The 23,666-nt window shown below is 64.8% G+C and carries 22 protein-coding genes; 16 read left to right on the forward strand and 6 right to left on the reverse strand.

Translation table 11 applies throughout. From position 1 onward, the window contains the following. Position 1: 1 nt before the first annotated feature. On the reverse strand, positions 2-472 hold the full coding sequence (greA, locus tag SJY40_RS00965; RefSeq protein WP_378941694.1) for a transcription elongation factor GreA: 471 nt from the start codon (positions 470-472) through the stop codon (positions 2-4). A 241-nt stretch (positions 473-713) separates the two neighbouring features. Between greA and SJY40_RS00970 the strand changes: the two genes are divergently transcribed. The 12 genes from SJY40_RS00970 (at position 714) to recO (ending at position 12,238) form a co-directional block, all read left to right on the forward strand. Beyond that, positions 714-2,369, forward strand: coding sequence for a 4Fe-4S dicluster domain-containing protein (locus SJY40_RS00970; protein ID WP_378941696.1), 1,656 nt, complete (start codon positions 714-716; stop codon positions 2,367-2,369). Positions 2,370-2,457: 88 nt separating this feature from the next. Then, complete coding sequence (locus tag SJY40_RS00975) at positions 2,458-4,293, forward strand: tetratricopeptide repeat protein (protein ID WP_378941698.1); 1,836 nt, start codon at positions 2,458-2,460, stop codon at positions 4,291-4,293. Beyond that, entirely contained in the window at positions 4,290-5,123 is an 834-nt protein-coding gene (locus tag SJY40_RS00980; RefSeq protein ID WP_378941700.1) for a 4-(cytidine 5'-diphospho)-2-C-methyl-D-erythritol kinase, read from the forward strand. Before SJY40_RS00975 ends, SJY40_RS00980 begins: the two co-directional genes overlap by 4 nt. A 29-nt stretch (positions 5,124-5,152) precedes the next feature. Then, the gene (locus SJY40_RS00985; RefSeq protein WP_378941702.1) at positions 5,153-5,887 is read left to right on the forward strand and encodes a pyridoxine 5'-phosphate synthase; all 735 of its coding nucleotides are present in this window, start codon (positions 5,153-5,155) and stop codon (positions 5,885-5,887) included. A 48-nt stretch (positions 5,888-5,935) separates the two neighbouring features. After that, a complete protein-coding gene (acpS, locus tag SJY40_RS00990) occupies positions 5,936-6,346 on the forward strand; it encodes a holo-ACP synthase (RefSeq protein ID WP_111558397.1) in 411 nt (136 codons plus the stop codon). Between the two features lie 76 nt (positions 6,347-6,422). Continuing rightward, on the forward strand, positions 6,423-7,214 hold the full coding sequence (gene lepB, locus SJY40_RS00995) for a signal peptidase I (protein WP_378941705.1): 792 nt from the start codon (positions 6,423-6,425) through the stop codon (positions 7,212-7,214). Next, on the forward strand, positions 7,178-7,900 hold the full coding sequence (gene rnc, locus SJY40_RS01000; RefSeq protein ID WP_378941708.1) for a ribonuclease III: 723 nt from the start codon (positions 7,178-7,180) through the stop codon (positions 7,898-7,900). The genes lepB and rnc overlap by 37 nt, the downstream gene beginning before the upstream one ends. Next, positions 7,897-8,847, forward strand: a complete 951-nt coding sequence (gene era / locus SJY40_RS01005) for a GTPase Era (RefSeq protein WP_378941710.1) — start codon at positions 7,897-7,899, stop codon at positions 8,845-8,847. Before rnc ends, era begins: the two co-directional genes overlap by 4 nt. After that, a complete protein-coding gene (locus SJY40_RS01010; RefSeq protein ID WP_378941712.1) occupies positions 8,840-9,175 on the forward strand; it encodes a DUF1491 family protein in 336 nt (111 codons plus the stop codon). The genes era and SJY40_RS01010 overlap by 8 nt, the downstream gene beginning before the upstream one ends. A 39-nt stretch (positions 9,176-9,214) precedes the next feature. Beyond that, a complete protein-coding gene (gene rarD, locus SJY40_RS01015; protein ID WP_378941714.1) occupies positions 9,215-10,147 on the forward strand; it encodes an EamA family transporter RarD in 933 nt (310 codons plus the stop codon). 169 nt (positions 10,148-10,316) lie between these two features. Further along, positions 10,317-11,417 (forward strand): Hint domain-containing protein, encoded by a 1,101-nt coding sequence (locus tag SJY40_RS01020; RefSeq protein WP_378941716.1) that lies wholly within the window; start codon positions 10,317-10,319, stop codon positions 11,415-11,417. A gap of 83 nt (positions 11,418-11,500) precedes the next feature. Further along, entirely contained in the window at positions 11,501-12,238 is a 738-nt protein-coding gene (gene recO, locus SJY40_RS01025) for a DNA repair protein RecO (RefSeq protein WP_378941718.1), read from the forward strand. Here recO and SJY40_RS01030 read toward each other — a convergent pair whose 3' ends face one another. Together SJY40_RS01030 and SJY40_RS01035 are read right to left on the reverse strand one after the other, a co-directional pair. Further along, positions 12,239-12,697, reverse strand: a complete 459-nt coding sequence (locus SJY40_RS01030) for an META domain-containing protein (protein ID WP_378941720.1) — start codon at positions 12,695-12,697, stop codon at positions 12,239-12,241. A 76-nt stretch (positions 12,698-12,773) separates the two neighbouring features. Further along, positions 12,774-14,381, reverse strand: coding sequence for an acyl-CoA dehydrogenase family protein (locus SJY40_RS01035; RefSeq protein WP_378941723.1), 1,608 nt, complete (start codon positions 14,379-14,381; stop codon positions 12,774-12,776). Between the two features lie 170 nt (positions 14,382-14,551). Between SJY40_RS01035 and SJY40_RS01040 the strand changes: the two genes are divergently transcribed. From SJY40_RS01040 to rnr, 4 genes are read left to right on the forward strand one after another with little or no spacing between them, the layout of a single operon-like run. Continuing rightward, entirely contained in the window at positions 14,552-15,319 is a 768-nt protein-coding gene (locus SJY40_RS01040) for a sulfite exporter TauE/SafE family protein (RefSeq protein WP_378941725.1), read from the forward strand. After that, complete coding sequence (gene dapE, locus SJY40_RS01045; RefSeq protein WP_378941727.1) at positions 15,316-16,455, forward strand: succinyl-diaminopimelate desuccinylase; 1,140 nt, start codon at positions 15,316-15,318, stop codon at positions 16,453-16,455. The genes SJY40_RS01040 and dapE overlap by 4 nt, the downstream gene beginning before the upstream one ends. Further along, on the forward strand, positions 16,452-16,868 hold the full coding sequence (locus tag SJY40_RS01050; RefSeq protein ID WP_378941730.1) for a GNAT family N-acetyltransferase: 417 nt from the start codon (positions 16,452-16,454) through the stop codon (positions 16,866-16,868). Before dapE ends, SJY40_RS01050 begins: the two co-directional genes overlap by 4 nt. A 39-nt stretch (positions 16,869-16,907) precedes the next feature. Further along, positions 16,908-19,151, forward strand: a complete 2,244-nt coding sequence (gene rnr / locus SJY40_RS01055) for a ribonuclease R (RefSeq protein ID WP_378941732.1) — start codon at positions 16,908-16,910, stop codon at positions 19,149-19,151. A 27-nt stretch (positions 19,152-19,178) separates the two neighbouring features. On the opposite strand, the gene SJY40_RS01060 is transcribed toward rnr, so the two are convergent. The 3 genes from SJY40_RS01060 to SJY40_RS01070 all read right to left on the reverse strand — a co-directional run bounded on the left by SJY40_RS01060 (position 19,179) and on the right by SJY40_RS01070 (position 23,608). Continuing rightward, entirely contained in the window at positions 19,179-20,489 is a 1,311-nt protein-coding gene (locus SJY40_RS01060; protein WP_378941734.1) for a short-chain fatty acid transporter, read from the reverse strand. A gap of 63 nt (positions 20,490-20,552) precedes the next feature. Next, positions 20,553-21,860, reverse strand: a complete 1,308-nt coding sequence (locus SJY40_RS01065; RefSeq protein ID WP_378941737.1) for an HlyD family type I secretion periplasmic adaptor subunit — start codon at positions 21,858-21,860, stop codon at positions 20,553-20,555. Then, positions 21,857-23,608: a type I secretion system permease/ATPase gene (locus tag SJY40_RS01070; RefSeq protein WP_378941739.1), complete on the reverse strand. Its 1,752-nt coding sequence runs from the start codon at positions 23,606-23,608 to the stop codon at positions 21,857-21,859. Before SJY40_RS01070 ends, SJY40_RS01065 begins: the two co-directional genes overlap by 4 nt. Between the last annotated feature and the right edge of the window lie 58 nt (positions 23,609-23,666).

Below are 23,666 nucleotides of genomic sequence, written 5' to 3' on the forward strand. Positions count from 1 at the left end.
TTCACTCGTACCGGATCTTGATGATTTCATAGGCACGCTGACCGCCGGGGGTCACGACCTCGACGCTGTCGCCCTCGTCCTTGCCGATCAGGGCGCGGGCCAGCGGCGACCGGACGTTCAGGCGACCGCTCTCGATGTCGGCCTCGGCTTCGCCCACGATCTGATAGGTGCGTTCCTCGTCGGTGTCCTCGTTAACCAGTTCGACGGTGGCACCGAACTTGACGCTGCCCGACAGCTTGGCGGGGTCGAAGACCTCGGCCCGCGACAGGATGCCTTCCAGCTCCTTGATGCGCCCTTCGATGAAGCCCTGCTTTTCGCGGGCCGCATGATATTCGGCGTTTTCCGACAGATCGCCATGTTCGCGCGCCTCGGCAATGGCGCGGATGATCGCGGGGCGTTCCTTGGATTTCAGGTGGCCCATCTCAAGCTCGAGCCGTTCACAGCCCTTGCGGGTCATCGGTATCTTGTCCATCGCTGCCCTGTCCTTATGGGATGCGTTTGCATGCAGGTCCTAAGGCAACGCCCCCGCCATTCGGATGGCAGGGGCGCTGAACCTTGTTCGCAAACATCGTGACCCCAAAAGCGGCACCAATGCAAGCCTGCATGGGTGTGCAGGCAGCAATCGGCCCATCGCTTCGCGGCGTCACGATTGCCCCTGTCGGCAAGCCGCGCTAATCCTGTGCTTGCCAGATTGTCAGGGAGGGCACCAGCGGATGACTGATCAGACCGGGATCGAACGCGAATCGATGGAATACGATGTCGTGATCGTGGGTGCGGGGCCTGCCGGCCTGTCCGCCGCAATCCGCCTGAAGCAGATCGACCCCGAGATTTCCGTCGTCGTTCTGGAAAAAGGTTCCGAGGTCGGGGCGCATATCCTGTCGGGTGCCGTTCTGGACCCTTCGGGCCTGTCGCGGCTGATGCCCGACTGGCAGGAAAAGGGCGCCCCCCTGAACACGCCCGTCACCGACGACAACTTCTTCGTGCTGGGCGAGGGCGGGCAGATGCGGGTCCCGAACTGGCCGATGCCGCCCCTGATGTCGAACCACGGCAATTACATCGTCAGCATGGGCAATGTCTGCCGCTGGATGGCCGAACAGGCCGAAGAACTGGGCGTCGAGATCTTCCCCGGCATGGCCGCCAGCCAGGTGGTCTGGGACGGCGACCGCGTCAAGGGCGTGGTCGCGGGCGAATTCGGTCGCAACCCCGATGGCAGCATCGGCGACGGTTACGAACCGGGCATGGAACTGCACGGCAAATACGTCTTTATCGCCGAAGGCGTGCGCGGGTCGCTGGCCAAGGACATCATGGGTCGCCTGAACCTGTCCGAGGGTCACGACCCGCAGAAATTTGGCCTTGGCATGAAGGAAATCTGGGAGGTTTCGCCCGAGAAATTCCAGAAGGGCCGTGTGATCCACACGATGGGCTGGCCGCTTGGCAAAAACGCTGGTGGCGGCAGCTTTATCTACCACATGGAAGACAATCAGGTGCTGGTCGGCTTTGTCGTCCACCTGAATTACCAGAACCCGCATCTCTATCCCTATATGGAATTCCAGCGTTTCAAGCACCATCCGATGGTCGCCGAACTGCTGGAGGGCGGCAAGCGCATCAGCTATGGCGCGCGCGCCATCAGCGAAGGCGGCTGGCAGTCGCTGCCGCAGCTGTCCTTCGACGGCGGTCTGCTGCTGGGCTGCAGCGCGGGCATGGTCAACGTGCCGCGCATCAAGGGCAACCACAACGCCATGCATTCGGGCATCGAGGCCGCCGAGGCTGCCGCCGCTGCCCTGAAGGCAGGCCGCGAAGGCGACCGGCTGGAGGATTACGACAGCGCCGTGCGTGGCGGCGTGATCGGTGCCGACCTGAAAAAGGTCCGCAACGTCAAGCCGATGTGGTCGCGCCTTGGCCTGTCGGCCAGCCTGATGCTGGGCGGGATCGACATGTGGGTGGCCAATGTCACCGGCTGGAACCCCTTTGGCACATGGAAGCATGGCAAGACCGATGCCGCCGCGACCGGCAAGGCCGCGGATTACCCCAAGATCGACTATCCGCGCCCGGACGGTAAGCTGTCCTTCGACCGCCTGACCAACGTCGCCTTCAGCTTTACCAACCACGAGGAAAGCCAGCCCTGCCACCTGAAGCTGCGCGATCCGTCGGTGCCCATCGCCGTCAACCTGCCGGAATATGCCGAACCTGCGCAGCGTTACTGCCCCGCAGGCGTCTACGAGGTGGTCGAGGATGCGGATGGTCCGCGCTTCGTCATCAACTTCCAGAACTGCGTCCACTGCAAGACCTGCGACATCAAGGATCCCAGCCAGAACATCGTCTGGACCACGCCGCAGGGTGGCGACGGGCCGAATTACCCGAACATGTGATGCACAGTTCAGGGTGGGGGCGTTGCGACGCCCCTGCCGGACAGCTAGGCTTGCGGAAACGCAAATGTGATTTCCGGAAGGCGCCTTCGTGACCCTGACCAAAATTCGCCCGGTTTCCTCGCGGCTGGCACTGATCGCGGCCCTGATGTCGATGGTTGGCGGTTTGGCGATGCCCGCATGGGCGCAGACCGAAACCCGCCCCGCCGCACGCCCCGCGCATGAGGAAACCGCCGCCAAGGCTCCGCTGACGGAAGGCCTGGCCGGTCCCTATCTGGCCGCGCGTCTGGCCACGGTGGACAATGATTTCCGCGCCGCCGCCGAATATTTCGCCAAGGCGGCAGCGCAGGATGCCTCGGACAGCTATCTGCAGGACAGCGCGCTGGTGGCAATGACCTCGGCGGGGGATGTCGACAAGGCCGTCGCCATGGCCGACAAGCTGATCGCGCAGGACAAATATACCGAACTGGTCGGGCTGGTGCATCGCGCCAAGCTGATCCGCGACGGTGAATGGGACGCGCTGATCACCTTCGTCGACGAACATCGTCAGGCCGATGTCGCGCTGCAGGACGATCTGCTGGACGGCATCATCCGGGCCTGGGCGATGCTGGGGGCAGGTCGCGCCTCGGATGCGATGCAGGCGTTCGAGGAGATGGGCAGCAACGAAAACATCCTGCCGATCGTGAACTATCATCTGGCGCTGGCCCGCGCGCTGGTCGGCGATTACGAATCCGCCAGCACGCTGATGCAGGACTCCGAGGCGAACGGCCATCTGCTGGGCATCCAGTCGCAGGTGCAGATCCTGGCCCAGCTGGACCGCCGCGACGAAGCGCTGGCCCTGCTGGACAATCTGAACGGTGCCGATCAGGAACCCCAGCTGGCCGCCCTGCGCAAACAGCTGCAGGGCGACGATCCCATCGCCTTCGACGTCGTGTCGGGACCCAAGGACGGCATCGCGCATCTGTTGCTGTCCTTTGCCTCGGCCCTGTCGGGCGGCGCCGATCCCGAACCGCTGTCGCTGATCCACGCAAGGCTGGCCGCCTGGATCGCCCCCGACAACCCCGAGGCGCATCTGATGGTCGCCCAGTTCCTGCAGGAACGCCAGCAGTTCGATCTGGCCGAGGATGAATTCGAAACCGTCCGCCGCATGGGCCAAATGCGCCCTCAGGCCGAGCTGTCGCGCATCGACGCGCTGGCGCGTGCCGACCGCACCGATGCCGCCGAAAAGGCCGCGCTGGCGCTGACCGCCGCTTATCCCGACATGGCGCCGGCATGGATCGCGCTTGGCGACGTGATGCGCCAGCAGGAAGATTACAAATCCGCCATTCCCAGCTATGACAAGGCGATGAAGCTGCTGGAGGGTGCGCCGGATCAAGCCCGCTGGTTCCCGCTCTATGCCCGCGGCATCGCGCTGGAACGCGCCGGCCTGTTCGACCGTGCCGAAGCCGACATGCTGGCCGCGCTGGAAATCCGGCCAGATCAGGCCAGCCTTTTGAACTATCTGGGCTATTCCTGGATCGACCGAAACGAAAATCTGGATCGCGCTTTGGGCATGATCGAAAAGGCAGTCAAGCTGTCGCCCGACGACGGCTATATCCAGGATTCGCTGGCCTGGGCCTATTACCGGCTTGGCCGCTACGAGGAAGCCGTCGCCCCGATGGAACTGGCTATTGGCACCATGGCATCCGATCCGGTCGTGAACGACCACTTGGGCGATATCTACTGGATGGTCGGCCGCAAGCGCGAAGCGCAGATCCAATGGAAGCGCGCCTTGTCGCTGGCCCCCGCCGGATCGGGCGAGGTCGATCTGGACCGCATCCGCGACAAGCTGGACCGTGGTCTGACCGCCGTTCTGCAGGATGAGGGCGATGACGCCGAAACCCCGGTGCCAGAAACGCCCGAACGCGACACCGACGCCTCGGAATGACCGGGCCGGAACTGCATTTGGACGCGTCGGCCAAGCTGAACCTTGCCCTGCATGTGACGGGGCGACGTGACGACGGCTATCACCTGCTGGATTCGCTGGTCTGCTTTGCGGCCGTCGGCGACCAGATCACCTTGTCGCCCGGCCCCTTGTCGCTGTCGATCGACGGACCCTTTGGCGCGGGTCTGGCGGCGAATGACGACAACCTCTGCCTGCGCGCGGCGCGGATGGCGGGGGGGCAGGCGGCGATCCGGCTGACCAAGAACCTGCCTGTCGCCTCGGGGATCGGGGGCGGTTCGGCCGACGCGGCGGCGGTCCTGCGCGGCATGGCGCGGATGGGGCACGCCCTGCCGCAGCATCCCGAAGCCCTTGGGGCCGATGTACCGGTCTGCATCGGATCGCGCACCGCCCGCATGCAGGGCGTGGGCGAGGTCGTGACTCCGCTGCCCAATCTGCCGCCGCTGCATCTGCTGCTGGTCAATCCCGGCGTGGCCATCCCCACGCCGCAGATCTTCGCCGCCATGACCCGCCGCGACAACCCGCCCCTGCCGCCGATCCCGACCTTTGCTGATACACCCGCCCTGATCGATTGGCTGCGCGGCACCCGCAACGACCTGCAGGAACCGGCGATGGCCGTCGCCCCGGTGATCGGGCAAGTGCTTCAGGCGCTGAGCGCATCAGGCGCCGCCTTCAGCCGCATGTCGGGCAGCGGCGCGACCTGCTTTGGCATCTTCGACAGCGCCGCGCAGGCCGAAACCGCCGCTGCGACCCTTGCGCGCAAAGGCTGGTGGGCGGTGCCGACCGAACTGGCATCCCCGCCCGCAGCCCGCTAGACTGCCCCGGAATTCTTGCGGAGGATCCCATGCTGCGCCTTGGCGTCAATATCGACCACGTAGCCACCATCCGGAATGCCCGGGGCACCCCTTGGCCCGATCCCATGCGCGCGGCCCGTATCGCGGAAAAAGCCGGTGCCGATGGTATCACAGCGCATCTGCGCGAAGATCGCCGCCATATCAGCGATGCCGATATCGACGCCCTGATGGCCGGGCTGGACCTGCCGCTGAACTTCGAAATGGCCGCGACCCCCGAAATGCAGCAGATCGCTCTGCGCCATCGCCCCCACGCCGTCTGTATCGTCCCCGAAAAGCGCGAGGAACGGACGACCGAGGGTGGCCTTGATGTCGCCGGAAACGAGGCGATGCTGGCCGAATTCATCGCCCCCCTGCGCGATGCAGGCTGCCGCGTATCGCTGTTCATCGGTCACGAACCCGACCAGATCCGCGCCAGCGCCCGTATCGGCGCGGCTGTGGTCGAACTGCATACCGGCGCCTATTGCGATCTGGACACCGAAGGCCGCCATGCCGAACGCGATGCCGAACTGGAGGCTTTGCGCAAGGGCGCCGAACTGGCCGACAGCCTTGGCCTCGAGGTGCATGCAGGCCACGGCCTGACCTATGACACCGTCGCCCCCATTGCCGCGATCCCCCAGATCAAAGAGCTGAATATCGGACATTTTCTGATCGCCGAATCCGTCTTCACCGGCCTTGATGGGGCGATCCGCGAAATGCACCGCCGGATGGCCGCTGCCCGTGCCTGATTTCTTGGTTGTCCAAATACCCATGATCCCACATCGGCAGCCCGCGCCATGATCCTGGGTATCGGCACCGACCTCGCGAATATCGACCGCATCCAAGGTACGCTAGACCGCTTTGGCGACCGTTTCCGCAACCGCGTCTTTACCCCTACGGAACTGGCCAAGGCCGCCCGCCGCGCCGATGAAGCCGGCACGCTTGCCAAACGTTGGGCCGCCAAGGAGGCATGCTCCAAGGCGCTTGGCACCGGGCTGGCCATGGGGATCAGCTGGCGCGACATGGCGGTGACGAACCTGCGCAGCGGGCAGCCGGTCATGGCGCTGACGGGCTGGGCGGCTGAAAAGCTGGCGGCGATGACGCCTGCGGGCCATCACGCGGTCGTGCATGTCACCCTGACCGACGATCACCCATGGGCACAGGCTTTCGTGGTCATCGAAGCCCGGCCGGGACCCGCCCAGACTTGACTTTGCCCCCCGTCGGGGATCAAGAACACGCCTGTGCAGGCAGGCTGCGCAAGTGCCAGGAAGGAACGGACACATCATGGCCGACAGTACGGTCCCGAAAAAGGACGGCATCTGGGAAACGATCAAGACCGTCTTCTGGGCGCTTGTCATCGCGGGGATCTTCCGCACGTTGTTCTTCCAGCCCTTCTGGATCCCGTCGGGCAGCATGAAGGACACGCTGCTGATCGGCGACTTCCTGTTCGTGAACAAGATGGCCTATGGCTATGCGGCCGTGTCCTGTCCCTTTGCCGCCTGCCCGATTTCGGGACGCATTCTGGGGTCCGACCCGGAACGCGGCGACGTCGTGGTCTTCCGCCACCCGACCCGCAACGTCGATTTCATCAAGCGCGTCATCGGCCTGCCCGGCGACACCATCCAGATGCGCGGCGGTCGCCTGTGGCTGAACGGCGAGGAAGTGCCCGTCACCCCCGCACCCGATTTCGTCGAGACCAAGGAACAGCAGGGCCCTCAGGGTCTGGTGCCCCGTTGCGTCAACGATCCGGTCGCCCAAGGTGACGACTGCATCAAGCAGCGCTTCACCGAAGAGTTGCCGGGCGGCGCCAGCCATTCGATCCTGAACATCGTCGATGGCTGGGTGGCCGATGACACTCCGACTTTCACCGTCCCCGAAGGCCAGTATTTCTTCATGGGCGACAACCGCGACAATTCCGAGGATTTGCGTTTCCCGCAGGAAATCGGCGGTCTGGGCTTTGTTCCCGCGGAATATCTGATCGGTCGCGCAGACCGGATCATGTTCTCGTCTGCCGGGCGTTCGCTGCTGTATTTCTGGACATGGCGTCCCGACCGCTTCTTCAAGGCGGTGGAGTGACCCCCGGCGCCGACATCCGCGCCTTCATGGACCGCTTGGGCCACGACTTTGCGCGGCCCGAACTGCTGGTGCGCGCGCTGACCCACGGCTCGATCGCCAGCGTGACGCGCCCCGACAACCAGCGTCTGGAATTTCTGGGCGACCGCGTTCTGGGGCTGGTTATGTCCGAAGCGCTGTTCTTTGCCGACGAACAGGCAAGCGAAGGCCAGATGGCTCCGCGCTACAACGCCTTGGTCAAGGGCGAGACCTGCGCCGCCATCGCCCGCCAGATCGGGCTGGGCGACGTGCTGAAGCTGGGCCGGTCGGAAATGCTGTCCGGAGGTCGCCGCAAGGATGCGCTGCTGGCCGACGGCATGGAGGCCGTGCTGGCCGCCGTCTATCTGGATGCCGGCTATGATGCCGCGCGCAAGGTCGTGTTGCGCCACTGGAAGCACCGGCTGGACAACGTCGAGGCCGACAGCCGCGACGCCAAGACCGCGCTGCAGGAATGGGCGCAATCGCAGGGCATGCCACCCCCCGTCTATGAACAGACCGAACGCAGTGGTCCCGACCACGCGCCGGTCTTCCGCATCACCGTCCGCCTGGCCGACGGGCGTCACGCCCAGGCGCAGGGCGCAGGAACCAAACGCAGCATCGAACAGGCCGCCGCACAGGCGTTGCTGGCCCGGCTGGAAGGAACAACATGACCCAGGATCTGGACCCCACCGAAACCCCTCAGGATCACGGCCCGACCCGCGCGGGTTTCATCGCCCTGATCGGCGAGCCGAATGCCGGGAAATCGACGCTGCTGAACCAGATGGTGGGGGCCAAGGTCGCCATCGTCACCCATAAGGTCCAGACCACGCGCGCGCGCATCCGCGGCATCGCCGTCAACGGCCCCGCACAGCTGGTCTTTGTCAACACGCCGGGCATCTTCCGCCCCAAGCGCCGTCTGGATCGCAGCATGGTCGCCGCCGCTTGGGGTGGTGCATCGGATGCCGACATCGTCCTGCTGCTGATCGAGGCGCATCGCGGCATGACCGAGGGCGTGCAGGCCATCATGGAACAGCTGGCGCAGGTTGCCGAACATACGCCCGTTGCGCTGGTTATCAACAAGATCGACCGCGTCAAGGCCGAGACCCTGCTGGAGCTGTCGGCCAAGCTGAACGCGGCCTTCCCCTTCGTGGAAACCTTCATGATCTCGGCTGAACGCGGCCACGGCTGTGGCGGTCTGCGCCGCTGGTTGTCGGAAACGCTGCCGCTCAGCCCGTGGCTCTACCCCGAGGATCAGATCGCCGACCTGCCCATGCGCATGATCGCCGCCGAGATCACCCGCGAAAAGCTGACCCTGCGCCTGCACGAAGAAATCCCCTATCAGCTGACGGTGGAAACCGAATCCTGGGAGGAAAAGGACGACGGCAGCGCCCGTGTCGAGCAGGTCGTCTATGTCGCCCGCCAAGGCCACAAGGGCATCGTCCTGGGCAAGGGCGGTGAAACGATCAAGGCCGTCGGTCAGGCCGCGCGGGTCGAGCTGGAAGAGTTCATGGGCCGCCGCTGCCACTTGTTCCTGCAGGTTCGCGTCCGCGAGAACTGGCTGAACGAGGCCGAGCGCTATGACGAAATCGGCCTGAATTTCCGCGACGGGAATGACTGAAGCACGACTGGCGGCGGGCATCTGGGTGTCCGCCTATCTGGCCCGTCTGGGTCTTGCCAATATCCCCGCCTATGTCACTGCGCGGGGCGATGACACTGCAGGCGCCATCGCGGTGAAATGTGCGCGGCTGGACGGGCAGGCGGACCTGTGGATGCGCGAATGGGACATGGACAGCGACACCCGCCCCTGGGTGTGCAGCCAGTCCGGCCCCGAACGCGACATCGACGCCGCCATTACCCGCCAACGGTCCCGCGACCCCGACCTTTGGGTCTTGGAAATCGAGAGCCGAGACGGCCGGACCCTGCTGGATCAGGACGGGCTGTTCTAAGTTCTGGCGCGGCTTTGCGTTGCAGAATATGCACATGCCATGAGCAGCATCCCCGATCCCCAGACCGATTCGCCCAAGGGCCTGATCTTTGCCATCGCGGCCTATGTGATCTGGGGCGTGCTGCCGATCTTCATGAAGGCGTTGTCGCATCTGCCTGCGGCGGAAATCATCGCCCATCGGGTGTTGTGGTCGCTGCCCATCGCGGCGGGTGTGTTGATCTGGCAGGGCCGCACCGCCGAAGTGCGCGCCGCGCTTCGCAGCCCTCGCCTGCTGGGGATGGCCGCGATCACGGCGGTGCTGATCTCGATCAACTGGATGATCTATGTCTGGGCGATCGCCAACGATCACGCGCTGGATGCGGCGCTTGGCTATTACATCAACCCGCTGTTCAGCGTCTTTCTGGGCGCGACCCTGCTGCGCGAACGGCTGTCGCGCGGGCAGATGGCGGCCATCGCGCTGGCGGCCTGCGCGGTCATCATCCTGACGGTCAGCGCAGGCAGCCTGCCCATCGTGGCGGTGGGCCTGACGCTCAGCTGGGGGATGTACGCCTATTGCAAAAAGAGCCTGCCGCTTGGTCCCAATCAGGGCTTCACGCTCGAGGTGCTGCTGCTGACGCCGCTGGCTGCCGGTTTCCTGATCTGGCAGGCCATGCAGGGGCAGGCGCATTTCGGGTCGGGGGCCTTCGATACGCTGATGTTGATCGGCTGCGGGCCGATCACGGCGATCCCGCTGCTGTTCTATGCAAATGGGGCCAAGCTGATCCGGTTGTCGACCATCGGCATCCTGCAATATATCGCGCCGACAATGATCTTCCTTTGCGCGGTCGTGCTGTTCCGCGAACCCTTCGACGGGGCGCGCCTGATCGCCTTCCCGATGATCTGGGCGGCGCTGGTCGTCTATACTGCGACCCTGATCGGGCAGGCCCGTCGGCGCATACGCGCTGCCGCCCCCACGGCATCGCGCATTCAATAAGCATTCCGGTCATCCGATGGCGCCAGCCTTGCAGGCGCAAGGCCGGTTTCGGTATTTTTCTGTTCAAATCGTCTGACATGTGGGTTAATGAATGATGACTTACACTCAGCCGACGGTTGAATCGCGCCCGCGTTTTGCGACCGTCCGATGACATGATCGGATCGACACCATGCCCACAACCTGGAACGTCCTCTATCTTGGCCAGCTGACCCAAATCCTTGATCCGACCGAGGGGAACAACACGTCGGAAGGCGCGTCGCTGATCCTGAACCGGGACTTTGGAACGGCGCTGCAACCGCTGTCCAAGCAGATCTTCTCGGCGCAGGCGATCGATGTCGGCGGTACCGCTGGCACGATGGACAACGACAATTCGCTGACAAATGACCGCTATGTCATCGATCTGGACAAGGATGGCGTTGGCGAGACCTATATCCACGACGCCGCGGTCTATTATAACGCGACGCTGACCTATACCGACAATACGACGACCACGATCGCGGCGCGTGTGGTGCAGATGACCAATGGCGACACCTATCTGGCGCCTTCGGTGTCTGCCGTCGATGCCGCAAGGCTCGAGGCCAAGCCCATCCAGACGCTGCGCCTGACCAGCGTCAACAACAGCACCACGGTCGCTTTCAGTCAGGATCGGCCTGTCACGAATTACGTCTGCTTTGCGGATGACGTGATGATCCAAACGGCCGATGGGCCGCGCCCCGTCCAGGACCTGCGCGTCGGCGACATGGTCCAGACGGCCGATGACGGCATTCAGCCGCTGCGGTGGGTCGGCCATGTCTCGGTCGATCTGGCGGCGATGCCGCGGATGCGTCCGGTGCGCATCAGCGCAGGCGCCTTGGGCGGGGGGCTGCCCACCGCCGATCTGCTGGTGTCGCCGCAGCATCGCGTGCTGGTGCGTTCCGCCATCGCCCAACAGATGTTCGGCACGACCGAGGTACTGGTCGCCGCCAAGCAGCTGATCGCGCTGGACGGGATCGCGCTGGCCGAGGATCTGGATCAGGTCGGCTATACCCATATCCTGTTCGATCGGCACCAGATCGTCATCTCGAACGGGGCACCGACCGAATCGCTCTATACCGGGGCCGAGGCGCTGTTGTCGGTGGGCCCCGCTGCCCGTGACGAAATCCTGGCCCTGTTCCCCGCGCTGGCCGATGACACCCATCAGGCCGCCCCCGCGCGCATGCTGGTCAAGGGTCGTTCGGGCCGCGATATGGCCACGCGCCACGCGCAGGACGGCGTCACGCTGGTCGCCTGACGCGATTTTGCAGAGCCGGTGCGCCGCGGCGTCTGGCCCTGCGACGCCACCTGTCGCAAGCTGCCCCGTGATCGGAGGCAGTGATGGAATGGCAGGCTGAAGGAACGGTGATCGCCCGGCGAACGCATGGCGAAACGGCGGTGATCATCGACGTACTGACTCGGGAACACGGCCGCCATGCGGGGGTGGTTCCGGGCGGCACGTCGCGGACGCGGGCGGCCATGCTGCAACCGGGGTCGCGGCTGTCGCTGCGCTGGCGGGCGCGCCAGGCCGATCAACTGGGCACCTTTGTCGCCGAGCCCTTGCGTCTACGGCCCGGTCTGATGGGCGATGCGCTGTCGCTAGCCGGACTGAACGCCATCTGCGCGCTGCTGGTCTTTGGCCTGCCCGAACGCGACCCCCATCCCCGGTTGGTCGAACAGACCGAGGCGCTGCTGGACCTGATCGAGGCGGGCGGCGACTGGCCCGCGCTGTATCTGGCATGGGAAATGTGCCTGTTGGATGAGATGGGCTTCGGGTTGGACCTGTCGTCCTGCGCGGTGACGGGTGCGACAACCGGATTAGCCTTCGTCAGCCCGAAATCAGGTCGCGCGGTCAGTCGGGAAGGGGCGGGGGAATGGGCGGATCGGCTGTTTCCGCTGCCTGCCATCATGGGCGGCGTGCAGACAAACCGCGATCATGGCTTGCACGAAGGGCTGACAATCACCGGCTATTTTCTGGAGAACCGCCTGGGTGCCGAACTGGTGGGTCGGCATCTGCCAGCTGCGCGGGACCGTCTGGTCAAACGGCTGGCCCGCGATCGGGGCCAGCCGCCGGTGTGATTATTCGTTGCCGCGAGCGGTCAACAGCGCGTCGGTCTGCAGGTTGGCGGGACGGCCGCTTTCGAAGATCAGCCAGGTCGGGCCTTTGATGCGCAGGACGCCGCCGTAATATTCCATTACATTGGCCTGCTGCAGCGCGTTGAAGAAGCGCTGCTCGACGGCAGCGTCCTTGCAGTCGCTGACGCCGGTGGTCTGCAGCGGTTCGAAGGCGACGGCGGGCAGCTGCGCGGTGTTCTTGGCGGCATAGCCGTTGCACGGACCGCGGCCCGAGACGCCTTCGGGACGCACGGTGATGGTGATGTTGCGCAGCGGCACGGTGCCGTTTGCGATGCCGACCAGCACGTAATCATTGGCCGGAATGCCGCCCATCGGATCGCCTTTGGGCTGCTGGGCGCAGGCGGCAAGGGTCAGCGTCGCGGCGGCAGCGGCGAAAAGGGCGGGGCGAAAGGTGAACGACATGGCGGGCTCCTTGGGAGGGAATTCGAAACTGACCTGAAATAACCTTAAACCCTGCGCCGATCCACCCTTCAGCGCGTTATCCCAAAAGACGGCGCGCGATGACCTGAGCCTGAATTTCCGCAGCCCCTTCAAAGATGTTCAGGATACGGGCGTCGCAGAGCACGCGGCTGATCTGATATTCCAGCGCAAAACCGTTGCCACCATGGATTTGCAGGGCATTGTCGGCGCTGGACCATGCGATGCGGGCACCCAGCAGCTTGGCCATGCCGGCCTCGACATCGCAACGGTGACCGTGATCTTTTTCCCACGCACTGAAATAAGTCAGCTGCCGCGCGATCATGATTTCGACAGCCATCATGGCCAGTTTATCCGCAACGCGGGGAAATTCGACCAATGGCTTGCCGAACTGCTTGCGGTCCAGCGCGTATTGCAGCCCCAGTTCCAGTGCGTTTTGGGCAACACCTATGGCGCGGGCGGCGGTCTGGATGCGGGCCAATTCGAAGGTCTGCATCAGCTGCTTGAAGCCCTGGCCAGTCTCGCCGCCCAGCAGGTTGTCGCCCGCCACGCGGAAGCCGTCAAAGGCCAGTTCGTATTCCTTCATGCCGCGATAGCCCAAGACCTCGATCTCGCCGCCGGTCATGCCGGGGGTGGGGAACGGGTCGGCATCATCGCCCGGCGTCTTTTCGGCGATGAACATCGACAGCCCGCGGTAATCGGTCGTGTCGGGGTCGGTGCGGGCCAGCAGCGTCATGATATGGGTGCGGGCGGCATGGGTGATCCATGTCTTGTTGCCCGTGACCACCCAGTCGTCGCCATCCTTGACCGCGCGGGTGCGCAGGCTGCCCAGATCGCTGCCGGTATTGGGTTCGGTAAATACGGCGGTGGGCAGGATCTCTCCGCTGGCCAGCTTGGGCAGCCAATGCGCCTTCTGCGCGTCAGTGCCGCCGCCGATGATCAGCTCGGCCGCGATTTCACTGCGGGTGCCAAGGGACCCCACACCGATATAGCCGCGCGACAGTTCTTCCGAGACCACGACCATAGCGGCCTTGGACATGCCCAAGCCCCCCTGATCTTCGGGAATGGTCAGGCCAAAGACGCCCAGTTCGGCCAGTTCGTCGATGATCTGCATCGGGATCAGCTGGTCGTCCAGATGCCACTGATGGGCATGGGGGACGACCTTGTCGTCGGTCCAGCGGCGGAACTGGTCGCGGATCATCTCAAGATCCTCATCCAGCCCTGAGGTGCCGAAGGTTGCCGCACCGGGGTTCTGCGCCATCAGGGCGGCCAGTTCCGCGCGGGCTTGCGGCGTGTTTCCCGCCATTAGCGCAGTTGCAGCATCAGACGGCGTCCAGTCGATGCCAAGATCGGACAGGCGGGCGAATTCGGTCTGGCTCATGGGGATGCCATGCGCGATCTGGGTCAGGTATTCGCCAAAGCCGATCCGGGTGATCAGGCCTTCGATCGGGCCGGAAACGCGTTCGGACCAGGCATACAGTTGTTTCAGGGATTCGACGTAAGTCGCCAGCCAAGACAGGGCGTGGGCGGCATGCTGATGGGTCTCCAGCAGTTGCGCATCCACACGGCCCGAGGGAGCGACAAGGTCGCGGACCGCGGTGGTGGCCCGCGCCAGCAATGCATCAAGCTCGGACAGGACGGTTTCGCTGTGTTGCTGCATGTCTTTCATCGCTTCACCCCTTTGCGGCACTGCAGCATGAATAGACCTTCGATTTCTGTCGCGCAACAATTTTGCGAAATATTGGACTTTAGTGATCTAATATGTCGCAACGGAATGTGGCAGTGCAGGGGCTGCAAAAGCGGCTTTTCCTTTCCACGGCTGCCAGTTAGCGTGCCGCCATGTTCGGATTGGAAATGTGGCAATTCTTGGCGGCGGTGGCGATCACCGGCTTTGCGGGTTTCGTGAAAGGCGCCGTGGGCTTTGCCATGCCGATGATCATGATCTCGGCCTTCGGGTCGATCATGACGGCACCCGTGGCGCTGGCGGCGATGATCCTGCCGACGCTGATCACCAACATCCAGCAGGCGTTTCGCGAAGGGGTCGGCCCCGCCATCGCCTCGACACGCAAGTTCCGGCTGCATATCACGATGGTGGCGCTGTTCATCTGCGTATCGGCAGGGTTCGCGGCATCCATCCCGCAATGGATGATGTATGCGCTGCTGGGCGTGCCGATCACGGCGTTCGCGCTGTGGCAGCTGTCTGGCCGTCCGCTGGTCCTGAACCTGCATCACCGCAAGCGGGCCGAGGCCGTGTCGGGCATCATCGGCGGGCTTTATGGTGGGGTCTCGGGCATCTGGGGGCCACCGCTGATCGTCTATCTGCTGTCCATCGGCACCGAGAAGCGTGAACAGGTCCGCGTGCAGGGCGTGGTCTTCCTGATCGGCGCGGTGGTGCTGACGGTGGCGCATCTGTTTTCGGGCGTGCTGAACGCGCAGACGCTGCCGCTGTCGGCGGTGCTGTGCATTCCCGCCATCATCGGCATGAAGCTGGGTTTTGCCATGCAGGACCGGCTTGATGTCACCCAATTCCGCCGCTGGACGCTGGTCCTGCTGATCCTGACCGGCCTGAACCTGATCCGCCGCGCCCTCGAAATCTGGAGCCTGTGATGACCGATGCTGCCGAACTGACCGCCCGCCTGATCCGCTGCCCCTCTGTCACGCCGGAAGAGGGCGGCGCGCTGGTCCTGCTGGGCGACATGCTGAGCGATGCCGGCTTTGAAGTTACGCGGGTCGATCGCAACGGCACCTCGAACCTCTTTGCACGGTGGGGGACCAAGGGCGCGCGCAGTTTCGGTTTCAACGGCCATACCGATGTGGTGCCTCCGGGCGATCTGGGGTCCTGGACCCATCCGCCCTTCAGCGGCCACGTCGAGGATGGCGTCATCTGGGGGCGCGGCGCGACCGACATGAAGTCGGGCGTTGCGGCATTTGTTGCCGCCGCCATCGATTTCACCCGTGAATCACCCCCCGATGGCGCGGTGATCCTGACCATCACCGGCGATGAGGAAGGCCCGTCGAAGGATGGCACCATCGCCATTCTGGACTGGATGGCCGCCAATGGCGAACGCATGGATGCCTGTATCGTGGGCGAGCCGTCGAACCCCGATGTGATGGGCGAGATGATGAAGATCGGCCGGCGCGGCTCGGCCACCTTCACCATCACCGCCAAGGGCCAGCAGGGGCATGCCGCCTATCCGCATCGCGCGAAGAACCCGCTGCATGCGCTGACGAGTTATCTGTCGGAACTGACCGCCACACCGCTGGATCAGGGGACGGATCATTTCGACCCCTCGGGGCTGCAGATCACCACCATCGATTGCGGCAATCCGGCGTCGAACGTGATCCCGGAGCGCGCCAGCGCGGTGGTGAACATCCGTTTCAACGACCTGCATACCGGCGCATCGCTGGTCGCCGATCTGTCCGAACGCGCCGCCCGCATCACTGCCGACACCGGCGTTACCCTGACCGTCGCCACCGCAATCTCAGGCGAAGCGTTTATCACCGAGCCCGGCCCCTTCGTCGATCTGGTGCGCGGCATCGTCACGCAGGAAACCAACCGCCAGCCGGTCCTGTCCACATCGGGGGGGACGTCGGACGCGCGTTTCGTCAAGGATCACTGCCCGGTTGTGGAATTCGGGCTGGTGGGCCACCATATGCATCAGGTCGATGAGCGCGTGCCCGTCGCTCAGATCCACCAGCTGAAGACCATCTATCAGCGCATCCTTGAAAGCTATTTCGCATGAGGATCGAACAGACCGACGATCTGGCCGCCTGCCACGCTCTGCGCCGCACGGTGTTCATCGAGGAACAGAACGTCCCCGAGGCCGATGAAATGGACGATCTGGACGGCGAGGCCATCCACCTGCTGGCATGGCAGGACGACGTGCCCGTCGGCACCGCCCGTCTGCTGATCCGCGGCGATATCGGCAAGATCGGCCGCGTCTGCGTTCTGCCGCAGGCCCGGGGCACGGGACTGGGCGCGCAGCTGATCCGCGCCTCGATGGATGTGCTGCGCACGCATCCCGGCGTCACCACCGCCAAGCTGGGCGCACAGACCCATGCCATCGGTTTTTACGAAAAACTTGGCTTTCAGGCGCAGGGACCGGTTTACGACGACGCGGGAATCCCGCATCGGGACATGACACGCGAACTCTGACCTGCCTGGCAGCGTTGGGGCCGAAATGACAGGTAGGACATGACCCAGATCCCAAGCAAAGAACAGATTCTGGAATGGGTCGCCGCACATCCCGAGGCCAATTCCAAACGCGACATCGCCAAGGCCTTCGGCATCAAGGGCGCGGCCCGCATCGACCTCAAGCGCCTGCTGAAGGAGCTTGAGGCCGCAGGCCAGCTTGAACGCCGCCGCCGACATTATCTGGACGCCGAAAAACTGCCACCCGTGACGGTGCTGGAGCTGCTGGCCCCCGACGGGTCGGGCGACCTGTTCGCGCGTCCGATGGAGTGGCGCAACGAAGGCCCGATGCCCCGCATCCTTTACGTCCCGCGCGAAAGCGACCCGGCCCTGGGGCGCGGCGACCGCTTCCTGGGTCGCCTGGCCCCGGTCGTGGGCGAGGAATACCAATACGAGGCCCGGCTGATCCGCCGCGTCACCGCCAGCCCCAACCGCATCACCGGCATCTTCCGCAAGGATACCGAAGGCGGCCGCATCATGCCCATCGACAAGGGCCAGGACCGCGAATGGCGCGTCCGCAGCGATGCGACCCTTGGCGCAGAAAATGGCGAATTGGTGCAGGGCGAACAGGTCGGCCCCAAGAACCGCATGGGCGTGCCTTGGGCGCGCATCATCGACCGCCTGGGTGATCCGTCGGCCCCGCGTGCGGTCAGCCTGATCGCCATCCATCAGCACGGCATCCCCGACGAATTTCCCGATGCCGTCATAAACGAAGCGGAATCCGCCAAGCCCGCCACCATGAAGGGCCGTGACGACCTGCGCGATCTGCCGCTGGTCACCATCGACCCGTCCGATGCGCGTGACCACGATGACGCTGTTGCCGCACAAGCCGAGGGTGATGGCGGTGCGACCATCTGGGTGGCCATCGCCGATGTCGCCTATTACGTCCGCACCGGCAGCGCGCTGGACCGCGAGGCATGGAACCGCGGCAACTCCAGCTATTTCCCCGATCGCGTGGTGCCGATGCTGCCCGAGGCGTTGTCCGCCGATTTGTGTTCGCTGCATGAAGGCGTGGATCGCGCCGTGATCACCGTGCGGATGCGGCTGGACGCTCAGGGCAACAAGGTCAGCCACCATTTCCAGCGCGCGATGATGAACAGCCGCGCCAGCCTGTCCTATGAACAGGCGCAGGCGGGTGCCGATGGCAATCCCGACGAACAGACTGCGCCGCTGATGGATAACGTCATCACGCCGCTTTGGCATGCCTATGGCCTGCTGAAATCCGCACGCGAACGTCGTCAGCCGCTGGAACTGGACCTGCCCGAACGCCGGATCGAACTGACACCGGATGGCCGCGTCAAGGATGTGAAATTCCGCGACCGCTTCGACGCCCACAAGCTGATCGAGGAATTCATGGTGCTGGCGAATGTCGCTGCCGCCGAGGAGTTGTCCAAACGGTCCCGCCCCCTGCTGTTCCGCGTCCACGAGGAGCCCAGCCTTGCCAAGATCGACGCCCTGCGCGAGGTCGCGCAGGCCTCGGGCTTTACGCTGGCCAAGGGGCAGGTGCTGCACACCAGCCACCTGAACCGTCTGCTGGCGCAGTCGCAGGACACCGACTTCGACGAATTGATCAACATCTCGACCCTGCGGTCGATGACGCAGGCCTATTACCACCCCGAGAATTACGGGCATTTCGGGCTGTCGCTGAAAAGCTATGCGCATTTCACCTCGCCCATTCGCCGCTATGCCGACCTGATCGTGCATCGGGCGCTGATCGCGGGGCATGGCTGGGGCAAGGACGGGCTGAACGCGGACGAAATCGAACGGCTGTCCGAAACCGCCACCCATATCAGCGAGACCGAGCGCCGTAGCATGGCCGCCGAACGCGACACGACCGACCGCTATCTAGCTGCCTATCTGTCCGAACGCGTCGGCACGGAAATGACGGGTCGCATCAATGGCGTGCAGAAGTTCGGCGCCTTTGTGCGGTTGGACGAAACAGGGGCCGACGGGTTGCTTCCGATCCGCGCCATCGGACAGGAATATTTCCACTTCGATCCCGATGGGCACACTTTAGTCGGCAGTGACACAGGGCTGGAAATCGGCGTCGGCCAGCGTGTCACCGTCAGGTTAGCCGAAGCCGTCCCCGTCACCGGCGGTCTGATGCTGGAACTGCTGGAGCTGGACGGCAAGGCGATGCCGCGCGGGCGTAGCAAGGGCCGTCGCGCCGGGCCGGGTCGCGTCTCGACCAAGGCGCGGCTGGCCGAGGTCAAGCGCGCCACCAAGCGGCGGCGCAAGAAAAGCTGACAGTGGGGGCATAGGCCCCCGCGTCCGTCAGATGTAATACAGGATCGCCCCGATCACCGCGCCGCTGATCAGCAGCTGGACCACGCAGAAACCCATGATGTCGCGCGGCTTCAGCCCGGCGATGCCCAGCATCGGCAGTGCCCAGAAGGGTTGCAGCATGTTGGTCCAGGCATCCCCCCAAGCCACGCCCATCACCACCTTGGCGACATCGGCGCCCAAAGCCTCGGCGGCGGGCAGCATCACGGGGGCCTGCACGGCCCATTGACCGCCACCCGAGGGCACGAAGATGTTGACGATGCCGGCGGAAATGAAGCTCCAGAACGGCAGGGTCGTCGCGGTCGAGATCGACACGAACCATTCCGACATGCTGGCCGCCAACCCGCTTTGCACCATGATCGCCATGATCCCCGCATAGAAGGGGAACTGGATCACGATGCCTGCGCCACCGCGGACGCCGCCGTCCAGCGCCGCCAACAGGCTGCGGGCGGACCCGTGGCAGATGATGCCAAGGAACAGGAACAGGAAGTTCACGATGTTCAGGTTCAGCGCGCCGCCGTCCAAAAAATACATCAACAGCCAAGCCAGACCCGGAACGCCGATCAGATACATCAGCAGGGGGCTGGTCTCCAACCGCTCGGCCGGGGTGGGGTTGACGGCGCGTGGGGCGGTGTCGGGGTCACGAAGTTGCGCGGGATCGACCAGCACCTGTTCGTGCTCCAGCGGCAGCATCATCCGGTTGACCAGCGGGACGACGATGAACAGCGCCACGACGATCGCCAGGTTCCAGACCGAAAAGATCGTCTGTCCGGTGGAAATCACCCCGATCTGGCTTTCGGTGAAATGCCCCGGCGTGGCGATGGTCAGTGGGATAGACCCCGACAGCCCGCCATGCCAGATCAGAAAGCCTGAATAGGCCGAGGCGACCAGCAGGCGGTAATCGACGCGGACCTGACGGGCGACCTCTTTGGCGAAGATCGCGCCGACGACCAGTCCAAAGCCCCAGTTCACCCAAGCCGCCCCCAGCGACACCAGCGTGACCAGCACGATGGCCGAGCCGCGGCTGCGTGCCAGCCCCGCGATGCGCGCCAGGATGCGGCGAACGGGGGGCGATGACGCCAGAATGAAGCCCGTCACCAGAACCAACAACATCTGCATAGCGAATTGCAGCAGTTCCCAGAAGCCGTTGCCCCACATCTGCACCAGCTCGGTGGGGCCGGTGCCTTGGGTCAGCATGGCGGCGGCGGCGGCCACCAGCGTCAGGACGATGACGAAGATGAAGGCGTCGGGCAGCCAACGCTCCATCAGGCGGCTGGCTGGCCGCGACAGTATTCTTAGCATGGGGTTCCTCCTCTTGGTGATGCGCAGGCTGCGTCACCAAGGGAGGGTTGGCAACCGCGCCCGTCAGCTTTCGCGGAAGGCGCGGTTGAAGTAATCGGCCAGCGGTTTCAGCAGATAGGCCATGGGGGTGCGGTCGCCGGTCTGGATGTAGACCTCGACCGGCATGCCGGGGACCAGCGCAAGGTCGCCCAGTTTCTCCATTTCCTCGGGGGGGATGGAAACCTCGGCGCGGTAATAGGGCGTGCGCGTCGATTCATCCAACAGTGCATCGGCGGACACGCGATCCAGACGGCCGTCGATTTCCGGCGTGGTGCGCGATGAAAACGCCGCAAAGCGCAGCACGACCGGCTGTCCGACCAGAACCTCGTCGATGTTGATGGTCTGGACGCGCGCGCCGATGACCAGCGGACGATCCTGCGGGATCAGATACAGCAGCGGGTCCGCCGGGCGGATCACCGAGCGCGGCGTCGTCACCTGCATGTTGTAGACCAGCCCCGACACAGGCGCGCGGATTTCCAGACGGCTGATCTGTTCGACCAGACTGCGCCGGCGTTCGGCCAGTTCCAGCTCGCGATAGCCAAGATCGCGCAGCTCGGTCTCGGCCTGTTCACGGCGTTCGGCAGCCAGTCGCAGGCGCTGGATTTCCAGCTCGGTCTGGCGGATCAGGGCCGAGGCGCGGTTGGCCTGCAATGATCCCAGCTCCCCGTCCATGCGCGCCGCTTCGCGCTGCAGGCCCAGCACGCGGGACGCCTGTGCCAGCCCGCGGTCCAGCAGGCTTTGTTGGTTGACCAGTTCCTTGCCGATCAGTTCGCGCTGCGTGGCGAGGGCGTCGATCTGGGCATCGATACCCGCAATTTCCGAGGTGATCTGCTCGCTCTGCTTGCTCAGCTGGTCCAGCGACTGGCGCAGGGTGTCCAGACGGGTGCGGAACAGGCTGGCCTGACCCTCGACCAGATCGGCAAGCGCCGGGTCATCCTTGGCGGCCTCGACCAGTTCCTCGGGGAAGGTGACGCTGTCGCCATCGCCACGTTCCGCTTCCAGTCGGCCACGACGCGCCAGAACCTCGAAGTACTGGCCTTCGACAATGGTGTGTTCGGTGCGCAACAGCGTGCCGTCCAGCGCCAGCAGCAGATCGCCCGCCTTGACGTCCGACCCATCCTTGACGGCGATGGTTTCGACCACGCCTCCGTCGGGATGCTGGACGATCTGGCGCTGCTGCTCGACCTCGACCTGACCCGATGCGACGACCGCCCCCGAGATCTGCGACATCACCGCCCATGCGATGAAGCCACCGACCAAAATGATGATGGACAGCAGGCCGAAGATGACGGGCGTGCGCACGGACCAGCGCTTGTCGTTGCGGTCGGTCATGCGACACCTCCGACGCGGTTGCCCGCCTGCGATTGCATGATCTGGGCCGAGTTCTTGACCATCTGCTGCAGCACCTTGTCACGCGGGCCGAAGGCACGGACGGTCCCGGCCTCGAGCACCAGTAGATTTTCACATTCGTTGATGGCGGCGGGGCGGTGGGCCATGATGATGATCGCGCCGTTCTGCGCCTTCAGCCGGCGGATCGCCTGGTTCAGCGCCTCGGACCCCTGATTGTCCAGGTTCGAATTCGGCTCGTCCAGCACCAGCATCACCGGATCGGGATAAAGCGCGCGCGCCAGCCCGATGCGCTGGATCTGGCCGCCCGACAGGCGACCCGCGGTCTGGCTGATGCGGGTGTCGTAGCCCTGCGGCAGATCCAGGATCATCTGGTGGGCGGCTGCGGCGCGGGCCGCCTGCACCACGCGTTCGGGGTCGGGTTCCTTCGCCAGTCGAGCGATGTTTTCCGCGATGGTGCCGTCAAACAGCGTCACCTGCTGCGGCAGATAGCCGATCAACCCGCCCAGCACGTCGGGATCGTATTGATCCAGCGTCGCGCCGCCAAGCCGGATAAAGCCGCCACCGACGGGCCAGGCGCCGATCAGCGCCCGCGCCAGCGTGGATTTTCCCGCGCCCGAAGGCCCGATGACCCCGACTGCGGTGCCCGGCTCAACCTTGAAGGTAATGCCGCGCAGGGTCGCGGTCTGTTCACCCGGAGGGGCGACGGCCAGATTGCGCACGTCGATGGCGGCCTCGGGGCGGGGCAGGCGGGTGCGCGCGGCCTCGGGGGGGCGGCGGGCCAGCAGTTTCCCCAGCCGTTGCCAGCCGTCCTGCGCAGCCTGAATTGCAGGCCAGCCGCCGACCAGCTGATCGACGGGTGCCAAGGCGCGTCCCATCATGATGGAACTGGCGATCATCGCCCCCGGCGTCAGTTCCTGACGCAGCACCAGCAAGGCGCCGGTCGCCAGCATCGCGCTTTGCAAGAACAGGCGGAAGCTGCGGGAAAACACCCCGAAGCCGCCCGACAGATCGCCCGCCCGGACCGTATTGTCCTGAGCGTCGCGGCGGAACTTCTGCCAGCGGTCATGAGTGGCGCCGCGCATGCCAAGGGCGCAGATCACCTCGCCCTCGTCACGATACAAGTCGGCCATGCGCTGCGCCTGCGCCGAGGCGCGTGCCGATTGCTGCAACGGCAGCTTGGTCATGCCACGGTTGGCGATGGTCGCGATGACCAGGATCAGACCGCCCGCCGTCGCCACAAGGCCCAGCAGGGGGTGGAACAGATAGATGGCGCCCAGAAACAAGGGCGCCCATGGCAGATCGAAGAACGCCAGCGTCACCGGTGACCCGATCAGCCGCTGGATCGAATCCAGATCGCGCATGCCGCTGGCAGTCGCGGCGGATTCGTCGCCGCGGACCGCCCCTTCGCGCAGCGCCGCGTTGAAGACGCGTGGCTCGATCCGGTCCTGAAAGCGGGCGGCGACGCGTTGCATCACGCGGTTGCGGATCAGGTCCACCACCCCCATCAGCAGGAACAGGAACACCACCAGTACAAACAGCGCCGTCAGCGTTTCCACCGATCGCGACGCCAATACCCGGTCATAGACCTGCAGCATGAACAGCGGTCCGGTCAGCATCAGCAGGTTCACGACGGCGGAAAAAACCGCCACGGCCATGAACAATTGCCAGCCGGTTGCACGGGCCTGCCGCAATTCGCGCAGCCCGTCATGGTTTCCAGTTCCTACCGCCATCTTAACGCCTTCGTTTCCCCGGTTTCGAAGCCGGGGCTTGCCACATTAACGTGACAAC

Source organism: Paracoccus sp. R86501 (assembly GCF_042466435.1).
Taxonomy (GTDB): Bacteria; Pseudomonadota; Alphaproteobacteria; order Rhodobacterales; family Rhodobacteraceae; genus Paracoccus.